Annotated in this window: 11 protein-coding genes; 6 read left to right on the top strand and 5 right to left on the bottom strand. The window is 63.4% G+C overall.

Features of this window, described 5'->3' with window-relative positions:
- A partial coding sequence (locus K288_RS46230) for a YbjN domain-containing protein (protein WP_043160430.1) occupies positions 1-468 on the top strand: 468 nt, incomplete at its 5' end.
- 262 nt (positions 469-730) lie between these two features.
- Here the strand turns inward: K288_RS46230 and K288_RS46235 are convergent.
- Both K288_RS46235 and K288_RS0122255 read right to left on the bottom strand, forming a co-directional pair.
- Positions 731-2143 carry an MFS transporter gene (locus K288_RS46235; RefSeq protein WP_051334665.1) on the bottom strand — a complete coding sequence of 471 codons (1413 nt, stop codon included), beginning with the start codon at positions 2141-2143 and terminating at the stop codon, positions 731-733.
- 18 nt (positions 2144-2161) lie between these two features.
- Positions 2162-3475 carry a CapA family protein gene (locus K288_RS0122255; RefSeq protein ID WP_027581550.1) on the bottom strand — a complete coding sequence of 438 codons (1314 nt, stop codon included), beginning with the start codon at positions 3473-3475 and terminating at the stop codon, positions 2162-2164.
- 509 nt (positions 3476-3984) lie between these two features.
- On the opposite strand from K288_RS0122255, the gene K288_RS0122260 reads away from it, so the two are divergent.
- Positions 3985-4791: an NAD-dependent protein deacetylase gene (locus K288_RS0122260; protein WP_027581551.1), complete on the top strand. Its 807-nt coding sequence runs from the start codon at positions 3985-3987 to the stop codon at positions 4789-4791.
- Positions 4792-4820: 29 nt separating this feature from the next.
- Here K288_RS0122260 and K288_RS0122265 read toward each other — a convergent pair whose 3' ends face one another.
- Entirely contained in the window at positions 4821-5576 is a 756-nt protein-coding gene (locus tag K288_RS0122265) for a ThuA domain-containing protein (protein WP_027581552.1), read from the bottom strand.
- 319 nt (positions 5577-5895) lie between these two features.
- On the opposite strand from K288_RS0122265, the gene K288_RS46240 reads away from it, so the two are divergent.
- The 4 genes from K288_RS46240 (at position 5896) to K288_RS0122285 (ending at position 19819) form a co-directional block, all read left to right on the top strand.
- Complete coding sequence (locus K288_RS46240) at positions 5896-6612, top strand: STN domain-containing protein (protein WP_051334666.1); 717 nt, start codon at positions 5896-5898, stop codon at positions 6610-6612.
- Entirely contained in the window at positions 6605-7177 is a 573-nt protein-coding gene (locus K288_RS0122275; RefSeq protein ID WP_051334667.1) for an RNA polymerase sigma factor, read from the top strand. Before K288_RS46240 ends, K288_RS0122275 begins: the two co-directional genes overlap by 8 nt.
- Before the next feature lie 119 nt (positions 7178-7296).
- Positions 7297-8268, top strand: a complete 972-nt coding sequence (locus K288_RS0122280; protein WP_027581554.1) for a FecR domain-containing protein — start codon at positions 7297-7299, stop codon at positions 8266-8268.
- A gap of 142 nt (positions 8269-8410) precedes the next feature.
- Complete coding sequence (locus tag K288_RS0122285) at positions 8411-19819, top strand: filamentous haemagglutinin family protein (RefSeq protein WP_084799691.1); 11409 nt, start codon at positions 8411-8413, stop codon at positions 19817-19819.
- Between the two features lie 121 nt (positions 19820-19940).
- Here K288_RS0122285 and fliI read toward each other — a convergent pair whose 3' ends face one another.
- On the bottom strand, positions 19941-21272 hold the full coding sequence (gene fliI / locus K288_RS0122290) for a flagellar protein export ATPase FliI (protein WP_027581556.1): 1332 nt from the start codon (positions 21270-21272) through the stop codon (positions 19941-19943).
- Between the two features lie 29 nt (positions 21273-21301).
- Positions 21302-22033: a flagellar basal-body rod protein FlgF gene (gene flgF / locus K288_RS0122295; RefSeq protein ID WP_027581557.1), complete on the bottom strand. Its 732-nt coding sequence runs from the start codon at positions 22031-22033 to the stop codon at positions 21302-21304.
- Positions 22034-22152 lie beyond the last annotated feature (119 nt).

A 22152-nucleotide genomic window follows, 5' to 3' on the forward strand; every position in this document is an offset into this window, starting at 1 on the left:
GGCCTCGCCTACCTGCGCTCCGCCACCAACGGGCTCGCCTTCGACGTCCGTCCCGGCAACCCGACCGCCGGCGAGCCGCAGGGCTTCCTCGACGTCGCCCTCATCGCCGTGCTGCAGGTCCAGGGCGAACTGCCGCTCGAATTGGTCAACCGCTGGAACGCCACCCGCCGGTTCGCGCGCCTGCAGCTCAGCCCGCCGTTCCTGGCGCTGTCGCTCGACGTCTCGGTCGCCGGCGGCGTGACGCCGACCAACCTGCGGGCCCAGATCGAAATCTGGGATCACCTGGTGCAGCAGCTGGTGGCCTATCTGCGCGACGAACTCGCCAACCTGGCCAAGGTCAACGACAAGGCCAAGGACAAGGCCAAGGACAAGGCCAAGACCTCGCCGGCGCAAGGCGCGGCGGTGCAGACGCCCGCCGCCGATCGCGACCGCGTCGCCGAGGCCGACGTGCCCCACACGGTCCAGTAATCGCGCCAGATGCGGATCAAGGCCGCGATCCATACCAGGGGAAGCCGCACCTGAGAGGGCAATCCCGGTAGGGTGCTGGCGGTCCTGCAGGAGCCGAGAGACGACCACAACCGCCCGACCACCAGAGCATTTTCGGTCCTGATTGAATCAGAACCGAAACTCTAGATTCTTGTTTTGACGCGTTTTCTGCGCAGATAAGTCTACGCAATCCGCGTAAACTTGATTGCTATGCGAACCGGTGTCCACTTCGCTTGAAAACGCTCTATTCGATGTCCGCTTCGTATCGGATGCCTCGATCCGACTGCGCGAGATTGGCTCGCTCGCTACTGGTCATGGTCCGGGTCGAGGGGGCAGCGGAGCGACGGCGATTTAAGTGCGTGAGCATCAACAGGCAGGCGGCGACAGTCACGAAGTTCATGCCGATGATGTAGTAGATGAAGGAAAGTTTTTCGCCTGTGGAAGCGATGATCCAGGTGAACACGATCTGGGCTGTGCCTCCGAACAGGGTTATGGCAAGAGCCATCGAGATGGCAAACCCGGTGCCGCGAATCTGAGCTGGAAACGCGTTCAGGACGAGAAGGGCGGGTGCGATGCTCCCAACTGCGTGCAAAGCCATCAAGACGACGATAACCGCCAAAAGGACAGTTGGCGAACCGCTGGACGAGGCGATGCTCAGCGCGGGATACATCAGCAGTACCATGGCGAGCCGCGGCGCGAACGCAAGACGCATCACCCCGAACCTGTCGGCCAGTAGGCCGCCTATCAACGCGAACACTATTCCGGTCACACCCGTGGCAAAGATTATCGTCATCGCGACTTGCTGTGAGTAGTGCAGCACGGCGGTCGCGTAAGTGGCCGCGTAGAGAAAGAAGTACTGAGTAATCGTAATGCCGGACACCACCAGGATGCCCAGCGCAGCGAGCTGCCATTCGCGACGCAGCGTGATCGACAGGATGGTGGACATGCTTGCGCGAGGCTGATCCTGCGACAACGTCTCGTGCAATCGCTTGCGGATATAAATGCCGAACGGCGCAATCAGGATACCTATCAGGAAGGCTATTCTCCACCCCCATTGCTCCACCGCGGTCTTGGGCAGGAGAGCAGCGATCGAAAGGCCGACTGCACCGGACATGACAGCAGACAAACCTTGACTGGCAAATTGGAAGCTCGCGAAGAAGCCCTTCCTTCCGATCGGCGCCATTTCCGTCAGGAAGATGGTTGAGGGAGCCAACTCACCACCAACCGAGAAGCCTTGAACGAGACGGGCAAGGACCAGAAGGATCGGCGCCGCCATTCCTATCTGCCCATAGCCCGGAACCAGGCCGATCATGCCGGTGGCAAAGGCCATCAGCCCGATCGTCAGCGTCATTGCTGATTTCCTGCCGTAGCGATCGCTATACGCACCGAGCAGCACGGCGCCGAGAGGGCGGATGACGAAGCCAATCCCGTAGGTGGAGAAAGACAGGATGAGGCCGGTCATCGGGTCTTGCGTCGGGAAGAATGCGCGGCCGAGGACAGGTGCGAAAGCCGCGTAGACGATGAAGTCGTAGAACTCGAGAGCGTTTCCCAGGACGACGGCAGGAATTTTCCGCAGCTGCGTAGTCATTGTGCGGCGAGCATCGGGCGAAGCATCGAGGCGCGTGTTTGCACCATGCGCGTGGTCCAGGTCTTTCATGGCGGTTTATCCGATCGATCAGATGGCGAGGGTGGCCATGCCGGTGCCAATCTTGAGGTGGGTGGCGAATGGTTCGGACAGGCTGGCAAACCGGTTCAGGATGCGTTCGGCCGTTTCTCCCGCCGCAAGTCGGGGACGGCCTCGGAGATGTCTCTTTTCGCCAAGACCGAGCGAAACGGGATAGAGCTCGAGGCTGGACAGCCGTCCGTCGCTGAAGCTGCAGATCGGTACCACCGTTTCCCAGAAGCGGCTGTCAGCCGGAAAGCTCTTGCGATCAGAATCGGTGCGTTGCTTGAAGACCATGCCCGGCGTCAGCGTCGGATCGACGCGGAACCGCTCGTAGGCATCGGAGGGCAGGCGTGACACCAGTTCATTCTGGCCAACGAAGTTGCCAAGGCTGTAGAAGATCGGGCAGCCCTGGTAGATCTCCATGCCGCGCAGCAGATGCGGACCATGCCCGACCACGAGGTGCGCGCCTTCGTCGATCATGCGATGCGCGAAAGCAGGGAGGAACTCGGCGGGATCTTCCACGTCCTCGCCATACTCATGGGCATGGAAGCTCACCATCACCAGATCGCTGAGCTCGCGGGCCTCGCGGACCCAACGCGCAATGGCTTCGACATCGCCGGACTTGGCGCTCATGCGGATTGCCGGCCGCTCCGCTGCGCGAAAGCGCATCTTCTCGAACTCGACCACGTTGGGGTCTTCCGGCGGAAAGCCGAACCCGAGCTGGATGATCTTCTGGCGCAAGCGTTCCAGGCCAAGCTGCTCGGAGATTTCGACGAGCGAGGCAAGTTGCTGCGGCGTGACTTCGTATACCTTGGAATGACGCAGGGGATTGAGACCCGGTCGACCCGGCAAGTCGGGGCGCTGTGCGCTCGCCTCCTGGCCGTTCGCGAAGGTTGCCGAGCAAGAGATCAGGGCCGCAGTTCCATTCGGATGCGTGTGGTAAACGGGACGTCGTGCTTCTTCGAGATTGCGCCCCACGCCGGCATAGCTGAGACCCCGATTCTCCATGGCCTCGATCGCCCGGAGCAATCCGGAGATGCCGTAATCGAGGCAGTGGTTGGTTGCCATCGCGAAGAGATCGAAGCCGGCGTCGGTCAGCTCATCCAACACCCATGCGGGCGCGCCAAAATGCGTTCCGCCGCTTTCGAGGACAGGGTCTCCGACGAAATCATTCGGAAGGACCTCGAGATTTGTGAAGGCGATATCGGCATTTCGGATCAGATCGAAAAGCGGCCGTACTGTCGCGTCTTCACGTGTCAGTAGCCGCCGCTCGACGATGCTGTCTCCAGACAAGGCGACGCGAAGTTTGGATCCGTTCGTCATAAAGGCCTCAATTGACCGGGAGGGGGCGCTTGAGAGCGCTACAGGGTCATGTATGGGCGCCCGTGTTACGCAACATTGTCCGGTTCAAAAATTCGCGTTACGTCGGTAACCCGCGATTGCGCTGTCGTGCGGGCCGCGGTCGCGGGAAAAAAGAGCGTGCCACCATCATGAGCGAAGTGTTGATGGTGGGCACGGCGCAAGTGCGCCTTTGCCCACCCTACGGCTCCGCTGTTTGACATTTGAATCGGAAACCATCCTCACGTCGTCCCGGGCGCAGGGACGACAGTCGTAGGATGGGTAGAGCGGAGCGAAACCCATCATTCGCACGGCTTGCTCCATCGCGATGGGTTTCGCTGCGCTCTACCCATCCTACAGGGCGGCTGCTCGACAATTGAATCGGAGTTCATTGCGGGTGCAGCGGCCTGTCCGCGTCTTCCTTCCCTCCTCGAAGATCGTCTCTTCGTCCGGCCCTGGCGTCAGCGACACCGGCGCACTAGATACTCCTGACCATGCAAGACCGCGCGCTCGAGGACTTCATCAACCGCCATTCACGCCTGTTCGTCCTGACGGGGGCAGGCTGTAGCACAAATTCCGGCATCCCGGACTATCGCGATAGCGACGGCAAGTGGAAGCGGACGCCGCCGGTAACCTACCAGGCCTTCATCCATGAACACGCGACCCGGCAGCGCTATTGGGCACGAAGTCTGATCGGATGGCGGAGGTTTGGCCGCGCATTGCCTAACGATGCTCACCATGCGCTGGCCCAGTTGGAAGCGAAGGGACGAAGCAAAATTCTCCTGACCCAAAATGTCGACGGGCTTCACCAGGTCGCTGGCAGCAAGCAGGTCATCGACCTGCATGGACGGCTTGATATGGTCCGCTGCCTGGGATGCGCGTCGACGAGGCCGAGGTCGACGTTTCAGGACGAACTGGCTGGGTTGAACGGCGCGTGGCTCGCCCTGGACGCCGCGGACGCGCCGGACGGGGACGCTGACGTTGAGAACGAGGATTTCTCGAGTTTTGTCGTACCGACTTGCCGATCGTGCGGGGGAGTTCTCAAGCCGGATGTGGTCTTCTTCGGCGAGAATGTTTCGCGCGACATCGTTGCCACCGCCAAGAGCCATCTCAACGAAGCCGACGGCATGTTGATCGTCGGTTCCTCGCTGATGGTCTATTCCGGCTTTCGGTTCGCGCAGATGGCGGCTCAAATTGGCCTGCCGATCGCGGCCGTCAATCTCGGTCGGACCCGTGCCGATCACCTGCTCACGCTGAAGATAGAAGATCGGTGCGAAGCGGCGCTTTCCTTCTTGCTGTGAGAAATCCGGCGCATGCAGGAACGACAAAGCTACGGTGACTTTCCGATAGACCAAAGAATGGCGTTGGTCAGGATTCGTTGAAACCGGGTGTCGCGCCATACTGAGGCCTCGTGGCCAAGCGCCGTGTAGAACACTCGTCCCTGGCCGTAAGATCGGGTCCAGGCGAGGGGCCAGCCATAGGATCGCTGGTGCACACCAGGCTTACCAAGATCCACCGAGTCTTGATCGAGGCGCAGGAGCAGGTGTGATCCACGATGATCGAAATCTCTGATCTGGTAGATCTCGTCCTCGATTCGCAGCGTATCGCCGAGATGCGCCACCAGTGGATTGCCGGGATCGACCACCTTGACGGTCACGGCCTGATGCCATGGATGACCATCGAAGTAGCCGCCGACCAGATCAAGATAATCCGGCCACGTGTAGAACGTGTCCGTGGCGGAATGAACACCGAGGAAACCTCCGCCGGAGCGCACAAAATCAAGAAGAGCTTCCTTTTCAGTGTCGTTCATCGGCAGCTCTCCGGTGGTGTAGAACATCACCGCGGCATAGCGTTTGAGGTTGTCGGTTGAAAATTCGGATGTGTCTTCTGTGGCAGTGATCTCGAAAGCACCGGAACTCCGTCCAAGCTGTGTCAGTATCGATTTGGAAAGCGGGATGACGTCGTGCCGATAACCGGCGGAGAGCGTGAAATAGAGGATGCGCGCCGGTGGGCGCTCTGCACGCACGCCGAGCGGTTGGATTGCTGCCGCGCTGCCGAGAAGCGCTATGAACTCCCGTCGCCTCACGGTCCCTCCCGAAGCCTGCCATCTTAGCCCAATATGCCTTTGGTTGCGTTTCCTTTTCGTTCACAAGGGATTTGCAGCCATAGACCGGCGTCGCGTGATGCGTTTGGCAAGACGATGTAAATCGGACGACCACCTAAAGCCTGAGGCGGGCGGTGCTGCTGTTTTGCGGTTCGATCACGAAAGCCGGATATGGACGAGACCATTGACATTATAATGGGCGCAACGCTGCGGCCCGCGTTTGCCACACCCGACATGGGATTGTGATACAGGCTGGCTAGGGTCCGCGACACGCTTCTGAATTCTGGGGGTACGTTTGACGATGAACAGGCCGGTTGTGAGGGACCGGCGGCGGCATTTGCGCTGGGTCGTGATCTTCGGTACTGCAGTCGCCTTCATCTCCGGCAGCCTCCGCGCTGCCGATCATCGCTTCGTGTTCGACCTCCCGGCGCAACAACTTGCATCGGCGCTGGAGACGTTCAGCGCTGTGACGGGAGTCGTCGTGCTTTATGACGGGAACTTGGCGGTGGGCCGCACCTCGGTCGAGGTGAAAGGCGAACTGTCCTCCGACGTAGCGCTCCAACGGTTGCTGAAGGGTAGCGGGCTTGTCGCGCGATACACGGCTGACGAAGCGATCGTCATTGTGCTGGATGCTCCGGAGCCGGCGGTTGCGCGCTCATCCTCTGCCATCGCCCGGGCGGCGCTGGCGAACCGCGGCAGGGACGAGCAAAGCTATTTCAGCCTGCTGCAGGCCGGCATCGGCCGCGCCTTGTGCAGCACTGCGCGAACCAGACCGGGCGACTATCGCCTCGCCATGAAATTCTGGATCGGCTCGGCTGGCGAGGTGATGCATCCGGTCCTGCTCAGTTCGACGAACGACCCGGACCGGGATGCGGCGATCCTTGACGCCGTGGCAGCGGCCTCGATCGGCGAGCCGCCGCCGGCCGGGCTGACGCAGCCCTTCACGTTTGTGGTGCTGCCGCGCTCCTCCGGCATCGTCAACTGCGCCGCTGAGGTGAAAGGGCGGAGCCATGGATAAGCTCCGCGATCCCGCCGACGAGGGCGGCGATGCGAAAGAGCGCGGCCATGACAGTGTCGGAGACGACTCCGCACTGCGGACCCTGTTCGTCAAGCGCTATGCCGATCTCACGCGCCGTCTTGCGCGGCGGCTTGGGTCGCGGGAATGGGCCGAGGACGCGCTGCACGATACTTATCTGCGGCTTGCGGGAGGCGAAAGCGTCGGAACGATCCGCAATCCGCTGGCCTATCTCTTCCGCATGGCCATCAACACCGCTCTCGACCAGCATCGCGCTGAACAGCGGCGCCTTACCAAGGCCGACATCGACGCCGTGATCAATGTCCCCGATGATGCGCCTGGACCCTTGCAGGTGGTCGAGAACCAACGGGAGATTGTCCGGCTGAGCGACATCATCGCAAAACTTCCGACGCGGCGGCGGGAGATCCTGCTCGCGGCGCGTGTTGACGGAATGACACGCCGCGAGATCGCCGCGCGCTTTGGAATTTCCGTGAGCATGGTCGAACAGGAGCTGCGGGCGGCGCAGGAATATTGCGCCTCGCGCTTCAAGCGGAAGACGCTCAAATGATGCGGAGGAGCAAAATTTGTTGTGCGGCTTTGCCGGTCGAAAAACGTCTTAAGGATGAACATCAGCAGCCATGGAGATGGTTCGCCACGGGCCGGCATAGGCCTCGGGTGGAGTTATAGATGGTTCGTTCTGATAACGACGATGCGCTGGATCCGCTGGAGCGTGAGGCGTACGCCTGGATCAGGCGTCTGACCTCCGGCGAAGCGACGGCCGCGGACGTGGACGCGCTGAAGCGCTGGCGAGGCCGGAGCGCCGCTCACGCGGAAGCCTTTGTGTCCGCAAGCCGGCTGTGGGGCGCGCTGGGGCCGGCCGGCGAACACCTGCGCGAAGGGCAAAGCGCCGGTAATACCGTCCGCCGTCCACCCGTGCTGACGAGGCGCCACATGATCGGCGGTGCGCTCGCGGCCTCCGTCGCCGGTGCGATGGTCATACGGCCGCCGTTCGGGATGTGGCCCTCCTGGTCAGAACTGCGTGCAGACTATCGCACCCAGGTTGGCGAGCAGCGCCGGATCACGGTGATGGACGGCGTATCGATCCGGATGAACACGCGCACCAGCATTGCGCTCGGCACGAGAGACGGCGAGGCCGGCATCGAACTGGTCGCCGGGGAGGCATCGATCAGTGTTCCCGCGCCGGTGGCGCGGCCGTTCGTCGTGGAGGCAGGCGGTGGCCGCACGAGTACGCTCAATGCCAATTTCGAAATCCGCGTTCTCGACGCTTTGACCTGCGTGACCTGCCTGCGTCAGCAGGTCGATGTCAGGTATGGACAGCGCGCGGTGACGCTGCGCGACAGGCAGCAGGTTTCCTACGGTAATGGCGTGTTGGGTGCGGTCGCGGACATCGATCCGGAAGTTGTCTCGGCGTGGACCAACGGCGTGTTGCTGTTCCGCATGACTCCGCTGTCCGACGTGGTTGCCGAGTTGAACCGCTATCGCTCGGGACGCATCGTTCTGCTGAATGCACAGCTCGGCAGCCGACCGGTGAACGGTCGCTTTCGCATCGACCGGCCCGATGACGTGCTGACGCAGATCGAGCAAGCGTTCGGCGTCACCCGCAAGACGCTGCCCGGTGGCGTCGTGCTCCTGAGCTGACGCCGGGAAAAGCCCCCGGGCGGAACTGTCATCAAAACTTCATAACATTCTTCTGTGGGGTCGCGCCTCGGGAAACGTCACAGCACCGAGGCCCGTGGCTGCGCTCCTGTCGCCACGGGCCGCCGTTGTCAGAGGTGCCTGCATGTCCTTCCGTCCGTCGTCCGTCCGCTGCATCCATACGTCGTCCGGGCGCGCGTTGCGGCGAGGGCTTCTTCTCGCGACCGTCAGCGTGACGGCATTGTCTGCGGCAGACTCGGAATCTCTGGCGCGTCCCCTCGGAAGCTATGCACAAGGTTCGTCCGGCGCTGCCGCAGCGGCGGCGCAGGGCGCGATACAGGCCGCGCGGCAGGCGCAGGAATCGATCAACCGCGCGACGCTTGCGATCCAGGCAAGGCAGGCGGCGCAGGACGCGGCAAGAGCGGCAGCGCTCGCGGCGAGGCCGAGCGGCATCCCGGACGGCCTGCAGCCGGGCGGATTGCAGATCGGGTCGGGGGTGCGGCTGCCGGGCGGCGGCATCAATCCCGATCTCTGGCGCGGCGCGGACCTGCCGACCGAGAGCGTCAGCGCCGGCCGCACCCAGGTGACGATCGGCCAGACCCAGCAGAAGGCGATCCTGACCTGGGACAGCTTCAACGTCAGCGAGCGCACGGATCTGCGGTTTAATCAGCAGGGTCGCGCCGACTGGTCGGTCCTGAACCGGGTGCTCGATCCGTCAGCGGCGCCGAGCCGCATTCTCGGCACCATCAAGGCCGACGGCGCCGTCTACGTGATCAATCGCAACGGCATCATCTTCAATGGTACCAGCCAGGTGAATGTCGGCAGCCTGATCGCCTCGTCGCTCGATATCCATGGCGGCGCGATCGAATATCAGGCGGGCGCGACCGAGCAGCAGAAGCTCGCGGCGCGCAATCAGCGCTTCATGGATGGGATCCTCGCCGCCAATCCGGCGTCCAGCCAGAGCGTGCCGCTGACTTTCTTCGATGGCACGAACTTGAACGCGGTCGCCGATCGTACAAGGCCGGGCGAGACCTTTGCCGCCTACGACGGCGTCACGGTGGAAGCGGGGGCGCAAATCGCCGTCGGCACCTATGGTCAAGCGGTTCTGCTCGGCCACAACGTCGTCAACCGCGGCAGGATCGATGCGCCTGACGGCCAGGTGCTGATGGCGGCGGGACGCGCGGTGTTGCTGCTCGACGGCACCCTGCGCGATGCGCTTAAGGGCCCTGCTGGCGACAATGTCGGCGGCGGCGCGCCGATCCGCGGCTTTCTCGCCGGCGTCGACCGCGGCGGCTTTGCGGAGAATGCCGGTCTGATTGTCACCGAGCGCGGCAACATCACGCTGACCGGCAAGAACGTCAGCCAGGACGGTGTGCTGATCTCGACCACGGCTGCGGAAGTTGCCGGATCAATCTTGATCCAGGCCCAATCGGGCATGATGACCGGAGCTAATCATACCCGCGATCTGTACGGAACGGCGACCAACGTTGGCTTGACCCAAGGCATGTTTCCGTACGTCCGCGGCGAGCGCGGCCAAGTCAGTTTCGGCGAGGGCAGCTATGCGACGATCCTTCCCGATCTCAGCGGCGAGAAAGTCGTCGGCAATCCCTACAAGCCGTCAACGGTAGAGGTCTACGGCAACAGCATCATCTTCCAGACGAACGCGGCCTTGTACGTTCCGGCGGGCGAAATCGCGCTCGTCGCCAATCGAAAGGACGGATATGGGGTCAATGCGATCGACGACAGCCGAATTTATCTCGCGGCCGGCGCAACAATCGATGTTTCGGGCCTGCGCGATGTCGAGATCGCAATGGAGCAGAACACCATCCGCGCCGAGCTCCGTGCCAATGAGTTGAGCGACAATCCGGTGATGCGCGATAGCGGCCTGCGCGGAACGACAGTCTACTTCGACGCCCGCTACGGAAGCAAACTTACCGACGGGACGGGAATAGCGAACTTCTCGGGCTATTATGATCTGATCAACCGCGACGTGTCGCAGTTCATGACGGTCGGCGGCAAGATTTCGATGACGGGCATGGAGATCATCGCCCGAGAAGGCTCCGTCATTGATCTGTCGGGCGGCAGCGTCCGCTATCTGGACGGATATGTGCAAAGCACGCGCCTGATGACTGCGAATGGCCGACTGGTGCCGATCGAGCAGGCGCAGGCCGGTGTCGAGTATGTGGGCATCGAGGGCGATTTTATTCGCAACCATGCCCACTGGAACATCGTCGAGCGATACAGGTCGCCCTTCTCAAAGACTGGAGCGAGGTTCGAAAAGGGATACACCGAGGGCCGGTCGGCGGGTTCGCTGCTGCTGAACAACGTCTTTCCGACAGGCTGGGCCGATAGCGGCGGCGGCATTTCAACTGATGCGGTCCGAATTTTCGACGGTGAGGTCCGCGCCGACATCGTGGTCGGTGAACGCCAGCGCGATCCCTCGACCGGGGCGGGGGTGACCGATGTGATGCGGATCTGGCACGAGCGACCAAATCTTGCGACCCTGAGCTTCGGGTCCAACTTCAGCGGCGGCGTCTCGAGTCTCTATGATGCCAGCCCGACAGGCGGCAACATCGTCATCGGCAGCAACAGCCCGAGACTTGGCGAAGATTTCAAAGCCGATACGAAACTGCTCAACTATACGGATAAGCTCGCCTCGCTCTATGAGGGCGTGCAGGCGCACCAGCATGTCCTGCCGTCAAACTGGTTCGACGGCTCGACCTTCGGCAATGTCACGCTTGTTTCCGGCGGCGGCAAGAACGGCATTCTGACGATTGGCGAGGATACGACCGTCGATGTCGGTGCGTTCGGCTCCTTCACCTTTATCGGCCGCCAGGCCGAGATCGATGGTACGATCCGCGCGGCGGGCGGCAAGGTGCACATCGAAGCTCTGCGGTCTACATCTGAGGCGGGCGCGCTGGGTTCGTCGGGCGTCGCGTGGGATTCGATCCCCGAAGCGGACCGTCCGAGCATCCACCTCGGAGAAACGGGCGTCATCGACGTTGCCGGCCGCTGGACGCGCGATCGCGCGGGGGCTACGGACGTGTTCTCCGTCGTTAACGGCGGAAAGGTCGAGCTGATCAGCCGCACCATCGTGCTGGATAAAGGGTCGCTCATCGACGCGAGCGGCGGCGGGCATCTCTCCGCCACTGGCAAGATCGCAGCCGGTGATGGCGGCTCGATCCTGATCGATACGGCCACGCCCTATATCGGCACCAATGCGCCCGCAGGCCTCGCGACCGGACGACTGGAGATGAATGGCGACATCGTCGCCTATGCTCTGGGCAAAGGCGGCTCGCTGACCATCGATACGGGTGATGACGTCCTCATCGGCGGCACTCGGATGTACGAAGGCGGTGTCCTGCCGGCAAACACGCGCGCCGTCAGGGATTTTCTGCTCACGTCGGATGTCGTGATCCCGGCGGGATCCTATGTGCCGGTGTCACACCTCGCCACGGTCAACCGTTTGGGGCCAGGCGAAACCGCAACGGTCTGGGCGGAATATGCAGGCGGGGACTTGTACGTTCCGGTGGACTGGATCGTGCCGGAGAACTTTAGTGAACTCTATACCGCTGATTTCACCGGCTATTATCCAGGCGATGTCGTCCCAGCGGGGACCACACTGAAATATGTATTCGGCGGCTTCAATCCGGGTGACGTCGTTCCGGCCGACATATTTCCGAATGGCGTACAGGTAGTCCCGTTTACGGTGACCGTGCCACCGGGGCCATGGTCGCAAGATGTCACGCTTCGAGCCGGAAGCATCATTCCGAAGGGCGCCGTCCTGGACCGGCCGATCAATATCGTGCCGCCCATGACCGTGGCTGCTGATTTCTTCACCAAAGGCGGCTTTGCGAGCTACGCGCTGAGCGGCGCGCGCGGCATGACCGTGACGTCGGGAACGGTGATCGCGCCCACCGTCGACACAATGGTGCTGGACGGCGGCATAGTCCAGGCCGCGAACGGAGCGCGGCTGTATGATCTCATGCGCCAGCAGGACGGCGTCTCGCTACGTAACTCGTCTGATCTGCCGGCGGATCTGCGACAGCCGATGGAGCTCACGCTCACTACGCTTCCGTTCTCGCCCGACAGCGCCGCTCCTCCGAAACGCATCACCGGCGCGAGCTACAACACTCAGACGGGCGTCACCATCGCGCGGCATCCGGGCAAAGTCGCGATAGAGACCGGCGCTGAGATTCTCATGGAGGCTGAGTCCACCGTGCGGCTCGGCTCGCTGGTTGACGTGTTCGTCGACGGCACGATCGCCACGCCGGGGGGCACAATCGATATCCAGCCGAACCGCAACCCGGATAGTGGTCTGGAAAATGGCAGTGTGCGGCTGGGTGCCAATGCCCTACTGTTCGCGGGCGGTTATCAGAAGATCGTTTCCGGTCCCTCCGGCGAGCGTCGTTCGGTCGAGGCGGGAGGGCTGGTCCGAATCAACAGCGCGGCGCCAGATACGCCGCCCGGTAGGGTGCTGATCGACAGACAGGCGGTGATCGACGTCTCGGGCGTCCACGGTGTCGCCGACCTGGATCGCGGCGTGTCGGGATTTAATTCTGGCGATCGATATGTTCCGATCGAGGTCGACGGCGCGGCCGGATCGATCACGATCTCGGCCACCTATGGTGTGATTGCGGGCGATCTCCGTCTGTCGCCCGGCGGCGCCAGTGGCTATGGCGGCACGCTGAGCATCAACGCGGTGGGTCCCTATCAGAAACTTTCCACCCTCGTCATCGCACAGACCGCGCCGGCCGGGTTTGGTGAGGTAACGCAGGCGTCGCCGACATCGGGCTATACGACGCTGAGCTTGTCTGCCGATACGATCAATCGCTCCGGAGCCGACGATTTGTTCCTGGTGCCGGGCAGCACAAACTACAGCCACGGTATCGCCTTCGATGGCGACGTCACGATCGCAACGCGCCGCTCGATCACGCTCGGCACCCCCTATCTCAGCACCGGTGCCGACATATCGACGGTCGCCGGTTCGGTGAACTTGGCGTCGTCTTACGTGAACGTCATCGGCGGCAGAGAGTTCAGCAGTCCTGCTCCCGCAGGCACCGATGGACAGCTGACGATTCGCGCCGACCTCATCGACATCAGCGGCATGGCCAAGATCGCCGGCTTCGGCCAGACCTCGTTCATCGCGACCGGCGACATCCGCCTGGCAGGCAATGGGCCGGTGGCCGGCACGCTGACGACGGCGGGCTCCCTCCTGCTCGATGCGGCTCAGGTCTATGTCGCCCCGGGTCGATCCCTGTATTTGGCGGACGACCCGCGTGAGCTGCCCGAATCCGATCCGGGCTTCCTGGTCAATGCCGGCGCGTCAATCACCGTGAAGTCGAACGGACGGGCCGCGCCGGTGCCGCTGTCCTATGGCCAACGGCTGACGCTGCGCGCGCCGGTGATCGACCAGGGCGGTATCATCCGCGCGCCGCAGGGGCAGATCCGCCTCGAGGCGAGCCGGTCGCTGACCCTGCGACCGGGCAGTCTGACCTCGGCCTCGCTCGAGGGCCTGACCATTCCGTTCGGCTATCTCGATTACGGCGGTCTGTTCAGTGGTTACCAATATGCCGGCCGGGTGCCGACCAAGTCGGTCAAGCTCGCTGGCCCCGATGTGGATATGCAGGCCGGTGCGGTGATCGATGTCTCCGGTGGCGGTGATCTCCTCGGCTGGTCGTTCGTCGGCGGCATTGGCGGAACAAGAAACATCCTCGCCGACACCTCGGTCGAACGCTATGCGATCCTGCCGAGTCTCGGCGCGGCACCGGCGCCGACCAGCAACAATGCGCCGCGGCCCAGCTACAACGACCCCTATCCGCTGCAGGATAGCCGGCTCAAGGTCGGTGACACCGTCTACCTCCAGGGCGTTCCGGGCCTCGCGGCCGGCTATTACACGCTGTTGCCCGCCCACTACGCGTTGCTTGAAGGCGGCATGCTGGTTGAGCCGCTCGGCGGCAGTTATGCGGGAGCCCCCCGAGCCGCGACACTGCCCGATGGATCGGTGGTGACCAGCGGCTATCGCGCCGCCGCGAACAGCGGCGCCCGTGATGCAGGCTACGCCCAGTTCAAGGTGATGGACAATGCGACCTGGAAACAATACAGCGAGTTCAAGACGGTCTCCTTCAACCAGTCCGCGCGTGAACTGGCGCAGGCGGCCGAGCTGCCTACCGTTCGTACGATCGCCGACGCCGGAACCATTATTCTGGCCGCGAGCCACAGCCTGAATCTCGCAGGCACTGGACGCTTGGGCGCTCCTGCCGGAGGGCTTCTCGGCAATCTCGACGTTTCGGCGGCGAAGATCGCGCTCGTGAGCGGCTCCACCACGACGTCCGCCGGTGTGTTGCGTATCGACGCGCAGCAACTGGAAAGCTTCGGCGCCGGTAGCGTGCTGATCGGCGGGACGCGCTCCTACGGTGCGACCGGGACCACAGTCACCATCGGCGCAAGCGAGGTCACAGTTGATGAAAATGCGAAGTTCACCGCTCCGGAGATCATCCTTGCCGCCTCCGGTCTGGTCGATGTTCGCAGCGGCGCGTCGCTGACGGCAGAGGGGCCGGCGACCGTCGATACCAATCCCCTGTTGATGAGCGGCAATGGTGCGCTGCTGCGGCTGTCCACCGGGCAGCGTGTTGGACTCGTCCGCACCGGCAGCAACGGCAGCGCCGGCGTGCTGGCCCTCGCCGATGATGCCGCGCTGCGGAGCTCGGGTTCGATCTCGTTCGACGGCAGCAATGCCATCAATCTGTCTGCGCGGGCGGTGATCCAGGCAGCGCAGCTCGACCTTGCCTCCAGCGTCGTCAATCTCGGCGATGTGCCGTCGGGAGCCACAGGTACGACCTTTACGGAGGCGATGCTGGAGCGCTTTGCCGCGGCCTCCGATGTGCTGATCCGCGGGCACCAGTCGATCAATCTGTATGGCACGTTCGAGCTTGGCCGGCGCGACGCAAACGGCGCGGCGAGCCTCAAGGCACTGACCCTGGATACAGGACTGCTGCAGGGCGTCGGTGTGTCCGCGCGTCAGCCGACGATCACGGCCCAGTCGCTGTCGCTGCGCAATAGCGGCGCTGCGGCGAGTTATGCCGGACCGGATACGGCAGCCTCGCTGAACCTCGACATCGATCGGCTGCTGCTCGGGCCGGGCGATGTCTCGCTCGGCGGCTTCGCCGCGATTCAGGGTCGGGTTGGCGAACTGCGCACATCCGGGAAGGGGGTGCTCAACGTGGTCACTGCCAGCAGCGCCGGGGCCGGTTCGGTCGCTCTCGATGTCGGCCGGATCACCGCCGCGGCAGCCTCGGATTACGCAGTCACGGCGAGCGGCGTTCTGCAGCTCAACCAGGGCTCGTTTGCCGGCGATCCGGCGGAGGTTCCGTTTGGCGGTCGGCTGGCCTTGCAGGGCACCAGCGTCACTTTCGGCACGCAGGCTCTGCTGCCGGCTGGTGTGATCGATATTCGTGCGACCTCCGGAGACTTGATCGTCGGCAATGGCGCGGTGCTCGATGTCTCTGGACGCGCGGTCGACTTCCGCGATGTCGTGAGATTTGCGCCCGGCGGCGGCGTCAGGCTGGAAGCGACCGGGCTGGTGTCGCTCGCTGCGGGTTCGCTGATCGATGTCTCGGGGTCGTCTCGCGGCGGAGATGCGGGACGAATCGACATCATCGCCGACACCGCGCGGATCGACGCGACGCTGCGGGCTAGTGCAGCCAATGGCTTTGCTGGTGGGGCGCTCGCGCTAGATGCCGATCGGCTTGTCGGCTCATTCTCGAGCCTCGCCGGAATGCTCGGTGCGGGCAGCTTTGACCGCGATATCAGCGTCCGCTTGCGCGAGCAGGATATTGCGCTGGACGCCGGGCAACGGCTCGAAGCGCATCGCGTGATGCTGCGCTCCGACAGCGGCTGGGTGGAGATTCGAGGCACGATTGCCGCGGGCGGAGATGCGGCGATCGCCGATGGCGGTGATGTGCGGCTGATCGGAGAGGAGGGCGTGAGGCTGTACGCCGGTGCCCGGATCGAAGCCCAGGCCGAGATCGTGTCGGCGGATGGCTATGCGCCGTCGAGCGGCTATGTCGAACTGGCTTCGACCGGAACGCGCAGCGGCGTCGGTGATGCGAAGGGGATCGATGTGGCCGCAGGCGCCGTCGTTGACGTGTCCGGCGGCCGAGCGGGCGGGGGCCGCATCCTGATGCGGGCGAACGCTTCGGCGGGCGACGATCTTGGTGCCATTTTCCGCGTCGCGTCGGCAACCTATGTCGGCGCCCGCGAAAAGGTTCTGGTCGGAGTTCGGAACTACGATGTCGCAACCGTCGACTCCGCACTGGTCGCCCAGGTGCTGACAGACCTGCAGTCCATGCCGGGCAATGCGGTCGCGGGCTTCGCCTCGATGGGGGGCGCGCTGTTCCGGAACAGCTCCGGTGATCTGACCATCGCCTCCGCTATCGATCTCGGCGGCGCCGGCCTGAACCGGCCGAGCTGGATGGGCTTCGAGGCCCAGCAGGACATCCTGGTCAACGCCACGATCAGCGACGGTTTCGCGAGCGCCGCGAAAGACGCCGCGCTCAAATCCGCAGCACCCTCGTTCAATTTCAACTTCGAGAGCCGCCGGGACATCGTCATCGGCGCCGACCGGATCATCCGCACCGGCACCGGCGAGATCCGGATGGATGCGGGACGCGATCTCGTCCTCACCGGCAACACATCGGTGATCTACACCGCTGGGGTGAAGACACCGACCGCGGCGGGCTTCGTTGTCGGCTCCAAGCTCGGCGACTACCCGACCGCTGGTGGCGACATCACTCTCCAGGCCGGCCGGGACATCATTGCCCCGGTGGTCCGGCAGAGCACGGCGGCCTGGCTCTACCACTACGGCGAGTCCAACTGGACGGGCGATCCAGCAGCATCGACGGTCAAGGACCAGACGAGCTGGTCGATCGTGTTCGCCAATTTCGAGTCCGGTGTCGGCGCGCTTGGCGGTGGCGATGTGCGGGTGCGTGCGGGCCGCGACAGCAGGGATCTGTCGGTCGCCATCCCGACCACAGGGCATCTCACCACGCCGACGACGCCGGCGGGCGTGGGCGGTCCGGTCGCCCGCGCCGAAGATCTTGTCGTCCGCGGCGGCGGCAATCTCGACCTCGAGACCGGGCGCGATCTGCTCGGCGGCGTGTATATGCTCGGCCGCGGCCATGCTGAGCTGAATGCCGGCAACCGCATCACCGCAAGCGGTGCGAACGGAAAGCAGCGGACCGACACCTGGGTCCCGGTGCCGGTCTACACGGACGTTCCGGTCAACATGCTCATCGGGTTGATGGATGCGACGGCCAGCCTCAGCGCGGTCGGCGATATCACCGTCGAAGGCATCTACGATCCGATGCTGATCGGCCAGGTCGCCGGCAATCGCAACGGGAATCGTGGGTCGGCCTTCGTCAGCTACACCGATCGCGCGGCGCTCGATGCAGTATCGGCCTCCGGCAAGGTCATATACCAGGGCAACTCGTTGCGAGCCGCTGATCTGAGCCTCGGCGGTTCCTACGAGGTGCGACTAACGGCGGACCCCTTCAGCGACCTGAGGCTGCCGCTCCTTCAGTCCAAGGCCATGCTTCTGCCGCCGACATTGCGATTGGCCTCGCTGCAATCCGACCTCTCAATCGCGACCAAGCAGCCCGAGATAGTCGGCTTCGGCGCGACAATGCTTGCCCCGAGCGCATCGGGAGCGCTGGAGTTGCTCGCCGGCAACGACATCCTGTTCCATCCGGGACAGCGGGTCGAGATGCAGGACATCGCCCCGCAATATCGTCGCGGCGCGCTCGCGCCTTTCCGCACCGACCGGAATTCCGTCATCTATCTCGGCGTTGAAGACGCTATCCCGCAGCCGATCGGACCGAACAGCAATTGGGAGCGCGGGTTCGTTCCGCTCCATGCTGCCGATTCCGAGCCCGTGCGGCTGTATGCTCTGAACGGCACGATCGGCAGCATTGCCACCTGGGGTCTCACCGCCCCGAAACCGGTCGATGTCTATGCCGGAGAAGACATCCTCTACGGATCGATCATCGCTCAGAACAACAATCCCTTGCAGGTGTCGAGCGTGATCGCCGGGAGGGACATCATCCGCCCGCAGATCGCGTTCCTTGGTGAAGGCATGTTGTGGGTCGAGGCCGGCCGCAACCTGACCTTCGTTGCCGCTGACGGCACCGTGGGGCGCGGCAGCATCATGAGCATGGGCAATGTTCTCATCCCCAACTTCAGCGAAGCCCGCGCGGAGAGCAACATCCCCAATCTGGCGCTTCCCGATAAAGGCGGCGATATCAACATCATCGCCGGCACGGCCGGCGGCGCCGACTACGCCGGCTTCGCCGACATCTATCTCGATCCGCGCAACGCCTCCGACCCGACACTACCGCTGTCGCATCCGGACAATGCAGGCAAGGTGGTGAGGACCTATGAAAAGGATCTGGCCGGCTTCCTGAAAGGGCTCGGTTATGGCGAGCGGCCGGCCGATGAACAGCGGGCGCTGTTCGCTTCGCTGCCCAAGCTCACCCAGCAGGCCTTCCTGCAAAAGGTGCTGTTCACCGAGCTGAAGGAGACGGGCATCGACTACAACAACGCCGACAGTCTTCGTTTCAAGCAGTACACCCGCGGCTATTCGGCGATCGAAAGACTGTTCCCGTCCTCGCCCGAGGCGGCGAGCGGCGGGTGGGGCGACGTGATGCTGCGCGGCGGCATTGTGCAAACGCAGTCCGGCGGCAACATCAGCATCATGGCGCCCTACGGCAAGGTCACCGTGGGCTATGACAGCGAGAAGGTCGAAAATTACGGAAAGGGCGGCATCGTTACGCGACGTGGTGGCGATGTCCGCGTCATGGCCGACGGCAGCATCGATCTTTACGTCTCCCGCGTCTTCACTCTGACCATGTGGACCTCGAACGGCAATATCAGCGCGGGCGCCGGCGCCAAGACATCGGTCTTCAACATTCCGCTGAAGTTCGCGATGGACAACGACGCACGCGTCTCTGTCGACGCATTCGGCCTTTCGACTGGCGCAGGCATCGGTGTGCTCGATGCAAACAGAAGCTCCGGTGCCGATTCCGATGCGCCGCCGCCTTGGGCTATCGGCGACAGCCAACCCAAAAATCCGGGCAAGGAGCAGCGCAAGAAAAGTCGGATGGACCTGCTGGCCTTCAAGGGAGAGATCAATGCCGGCGATGCTGGCATCCGGGTGGTCGGCGACCTGAACATCGCGGCGCTTCGCGTGGTCAATGCGGCCAATATCACGGTGTCCGGAGCGGCCACGGGGGTTCCGACCGTGCAGGCGCCGAACATCAGCGGCCTGACCGAAGCCTCCAATCTGGCCGGGTCCGCCGCGCAAACGGCGACGGTGCCATCATCAAAGCAAGCTGAAGGGCAGCCTTCGGTCATCATGGTCGAATTCCTCGGCTTCGGCGGCGGTGATGGCAGTCCTGAAAACGAACAGCAGCCAGGCCGCAAGAACAGGCAGAGCTACGATACCAACAGCGTGTTTCAAGTGGTCGGAAATGGCGCTCTGACGTCCGAACAGGCCTAGGCCCTTACCGACGAGGAAAAGCGAAACTCCGCCCGTTGATGAAGCGGGCAAGACCCGCGGACAAAGCATCGCAGCTTCGGGTAGCGACGCTGCGATGGCGCTCTTCCTCGAGAGGCAACCGCTACTCGATTGTTGCCTTGATCAGGGTCAGCAATTCCTGATACGGCTCGCGGCTCGGCGGATCCGACGGTGCCTGCCGCATCAGGTCGTAGATCTTCGGAACGAGTTGGACGGCTTGATCGAGCTCGCCGTCGCGACCGGGCTGATAGCCGCCCATCAAGCGCAAATCGCGCGTGTCCTCGAAGCGCGCGATCATGGCGCGCAGCTTTCGCAGCAGATTGCGTTCGTCCGCGGTCCAGACCTGTTGGGCCAGGCGCGACACCGATGAAAGCACATTGACGGCGGGATATCGCCCCTGATCCGCGACCTCCCGGTCAAGCACGATGTGACCATCGAGGGTGCCGCGCACCGTATCTGCTATCGGCTCGTTGTGGTCGTCGCCATCGACGAGCACGGAATAGATGCCGGTGATTGAGCCTTGTCCGTCGCTGCCGGGGCCGGAGCGCTCGAGCATGCGCGGCAGCTCGCTGAAGACGCTTGGGGCGTAGCCGCGCGCAACCGCGGGCTCTCCGGTGGCCAGCGCGATTTCACGCGCCGCGTGAGCAAAGCGTGTGACCGAATCGACGATCAGCAGCACCGATTCGCCGCGATCCCGAAAATATTCGGCGATCGTGGTGGCGGTCTTTGCCGCCAGACGGCGCATCATCGGACTCTCATCGCTCGTGGACACCACCGTGATCGCGCGCGATCGATGGTGAACGAGTGCTTCCTCGAGGAACTCGCGCACCTCGCGGCCGCGTTCGCCGACCAGGGCCGTAACGACGGTGTCGAAGCCCTGGCTTTGCGCGATCATGGACAGCAACGTCGTCTTGCCGACGCCTGACCCCGCAAAAATACCAATGCGTTGTCCGACGCAGAGCGGCGTAAACAGGTCCAGCACCCGCACTCCCGTTCGCAACGGTGTCCGCACCCGGGCGCGGCTGATGGCGGGCGGCGGGCTCGCATCCGTCGACATGATCCGGTCTCCGACGTGCAACGTGCCACCGTCGTCGAGCGGTTCGGCGAGGGCGTTGAGCACCCGGCCCTTCCAACTTGGATGCGGCGAGATCGTCTTCGGTGGAAGACGATAGGCAACGAGCCCTAGGCCCGCTCCGATGTGGGAATCGAACGGCTTGGCAGTAACGCCGTTGCCGTCGATACGAACGACCTCGCCGAGTTGCACCTGGTTATCGATCTCGAGCCCGATCAACTCGCCCAGTCTCACGAATCGCGAGAGGCCCGATACGCGGTAGTGGGTTGGCGCGACCTCCGAAACGATGCCGCCAACCCGGACCGTCGGCACGTCCTTGCGGAGCGACGAAAGTGTCGATTCCAACCGCTCCAGCGCGTTCATCGGTCACCAGGCTCCTCTGTTGCTGGCTGCTATGCCTTGGTCGGCTCGCCAAGCGAGCGAATCGCGTTCTGCATCGAACCCTCGGAGCCCTCGACGAGCGAGGTGACGCTCTGGAACGCGCGCGACGCGGTGATCAACTGTGTCAGCTCCGATAGCGCGTCGACGTTGGACTCCTCGACAAAGCCCTGTTCGAACCCCGTGTTCAGGAAATCGATGACAGGTGCGGCGGCGCGGTCGGGAATGACTCCTGAATTGCCGAAACGCTCCAGCCTTGCGCTGGGGGGAATTTCGAAAAGGCCGAGCACTCCGACCTGGTTTGTACCTTGCGAAATGGTCCCGTTGCGCGCAATCGTCAGCGGCCCGCCTTCCGGATCGACGATGATCGGCGTACCGCCTGCATCGAGCACGGGATACCCTGCAACGGTCTGCAATTCGCCATTGTTGCTGATCTGCATCCGGCCGTCCCGCGTGTAGACCTTACCGGCAGGGCCGGTAAACCCCATCCACGTGTTGCCGATGACGGCGACGTCGAGGCCATTTTCAGTCCGCGTCACACTCCCGGGCTTTCGAGAGATGAAGTTTTCTCCGGGGGTCGAGAAGGCGACGGGCTGCGACGCCGCGCGCGACAGTGCAGTCTCGAACTTCACGGCGTCGGCACGGAAAGCGGCTGTCTTCATGTTCGCCAGGTTGTTGGCGATGGTCTCAAGCCTTTTTTCGAGGGCGACCTGAGCAGAGAGGCTGACATAGAGCGCTGATTGCATACCGGCTATCTTCCGATCTTCAGGTTCTGCGCGCGGTCTGCGTGGGACACCATCGCGGAAGCTGCTCCTGCGCGGACACGAGGGTTGAGGCTGGCGGAAAAATCGACCGGCAAGCTTGT

This window comes from Bradyrhizobium sp. Ai1a-2 (assembly GCF_000426245.1).
Lineage (GTDB): Bacteria > Pseudomonadota > Alphaproteobacteria > Rhizobiales > Xanthobacteraceae > Bradyrhizobium.

Bases quoted from the DNA above. Each gene is read 5' to 3' on its own strand.
- K288_RS46235 (WP_051334665.1), bottom strand. From the start codon at position 2,143: ATGAAAGACCTGGACCACGCGCATGGTGCAAACACGCGCCTCGATGCT.
- K288_RS0122255 (WP_027581550.1), bottom strand. From the start codon at position 3,475: ATGACGAACGGATCCAAACTTCGCGTCGCCTTGTCTGGAGACAGCATC.
- K288_RS0122260 (WP_027581551.1), top strand. From the start codon at position 3,985: ATGCAAGACCGCGCGCTCGAGGACTTCATCAACCGCCATTCACGCCTG.
- K288_RS46240 (WP_051334666.1), top strand. From the start codon at position 5,896: ATGAACAGGCCGGTTGTGAGGGACCGGCGGCGGCATTTGCGCTGGGTC.
- K288_RS0122275 (WP_051334667.1), top strand. From the start codon at position 6,605: ATGGATAAGCTCCGCGATCCCGCCGACGAGGGCGGCGATGCGAAAGAG.
- K288_RS0122280 (WP_027581554.1), top strand. From the start codon at position 7,297: ATGGTTCGTTCTGATAACGACGATGCGCTGGATCCGCTGGAGCGTGAG.
- K288_RS0122285 (WP_084799691.1), top strand. From the start codon at position 8,411: ATGTCCTTCCGTCCGTCGTCCGTCCGCTGCATCCATACGTCGTCCGGG.
- fliI (WP_027581556.1), bottom strand. From the start codon at position 21,272: ATGAACGCGCTGGAGCGGTTGGAATCGACACTTTCGTCGCTCCGCAAG.
- flgF (WP_027581557.1), bottom strand. From the start codon at position 22,033: ATGCAATCAGCGCTCTATGTCAGCCTCTCTGCTCAGGTCGCCCTCGAA.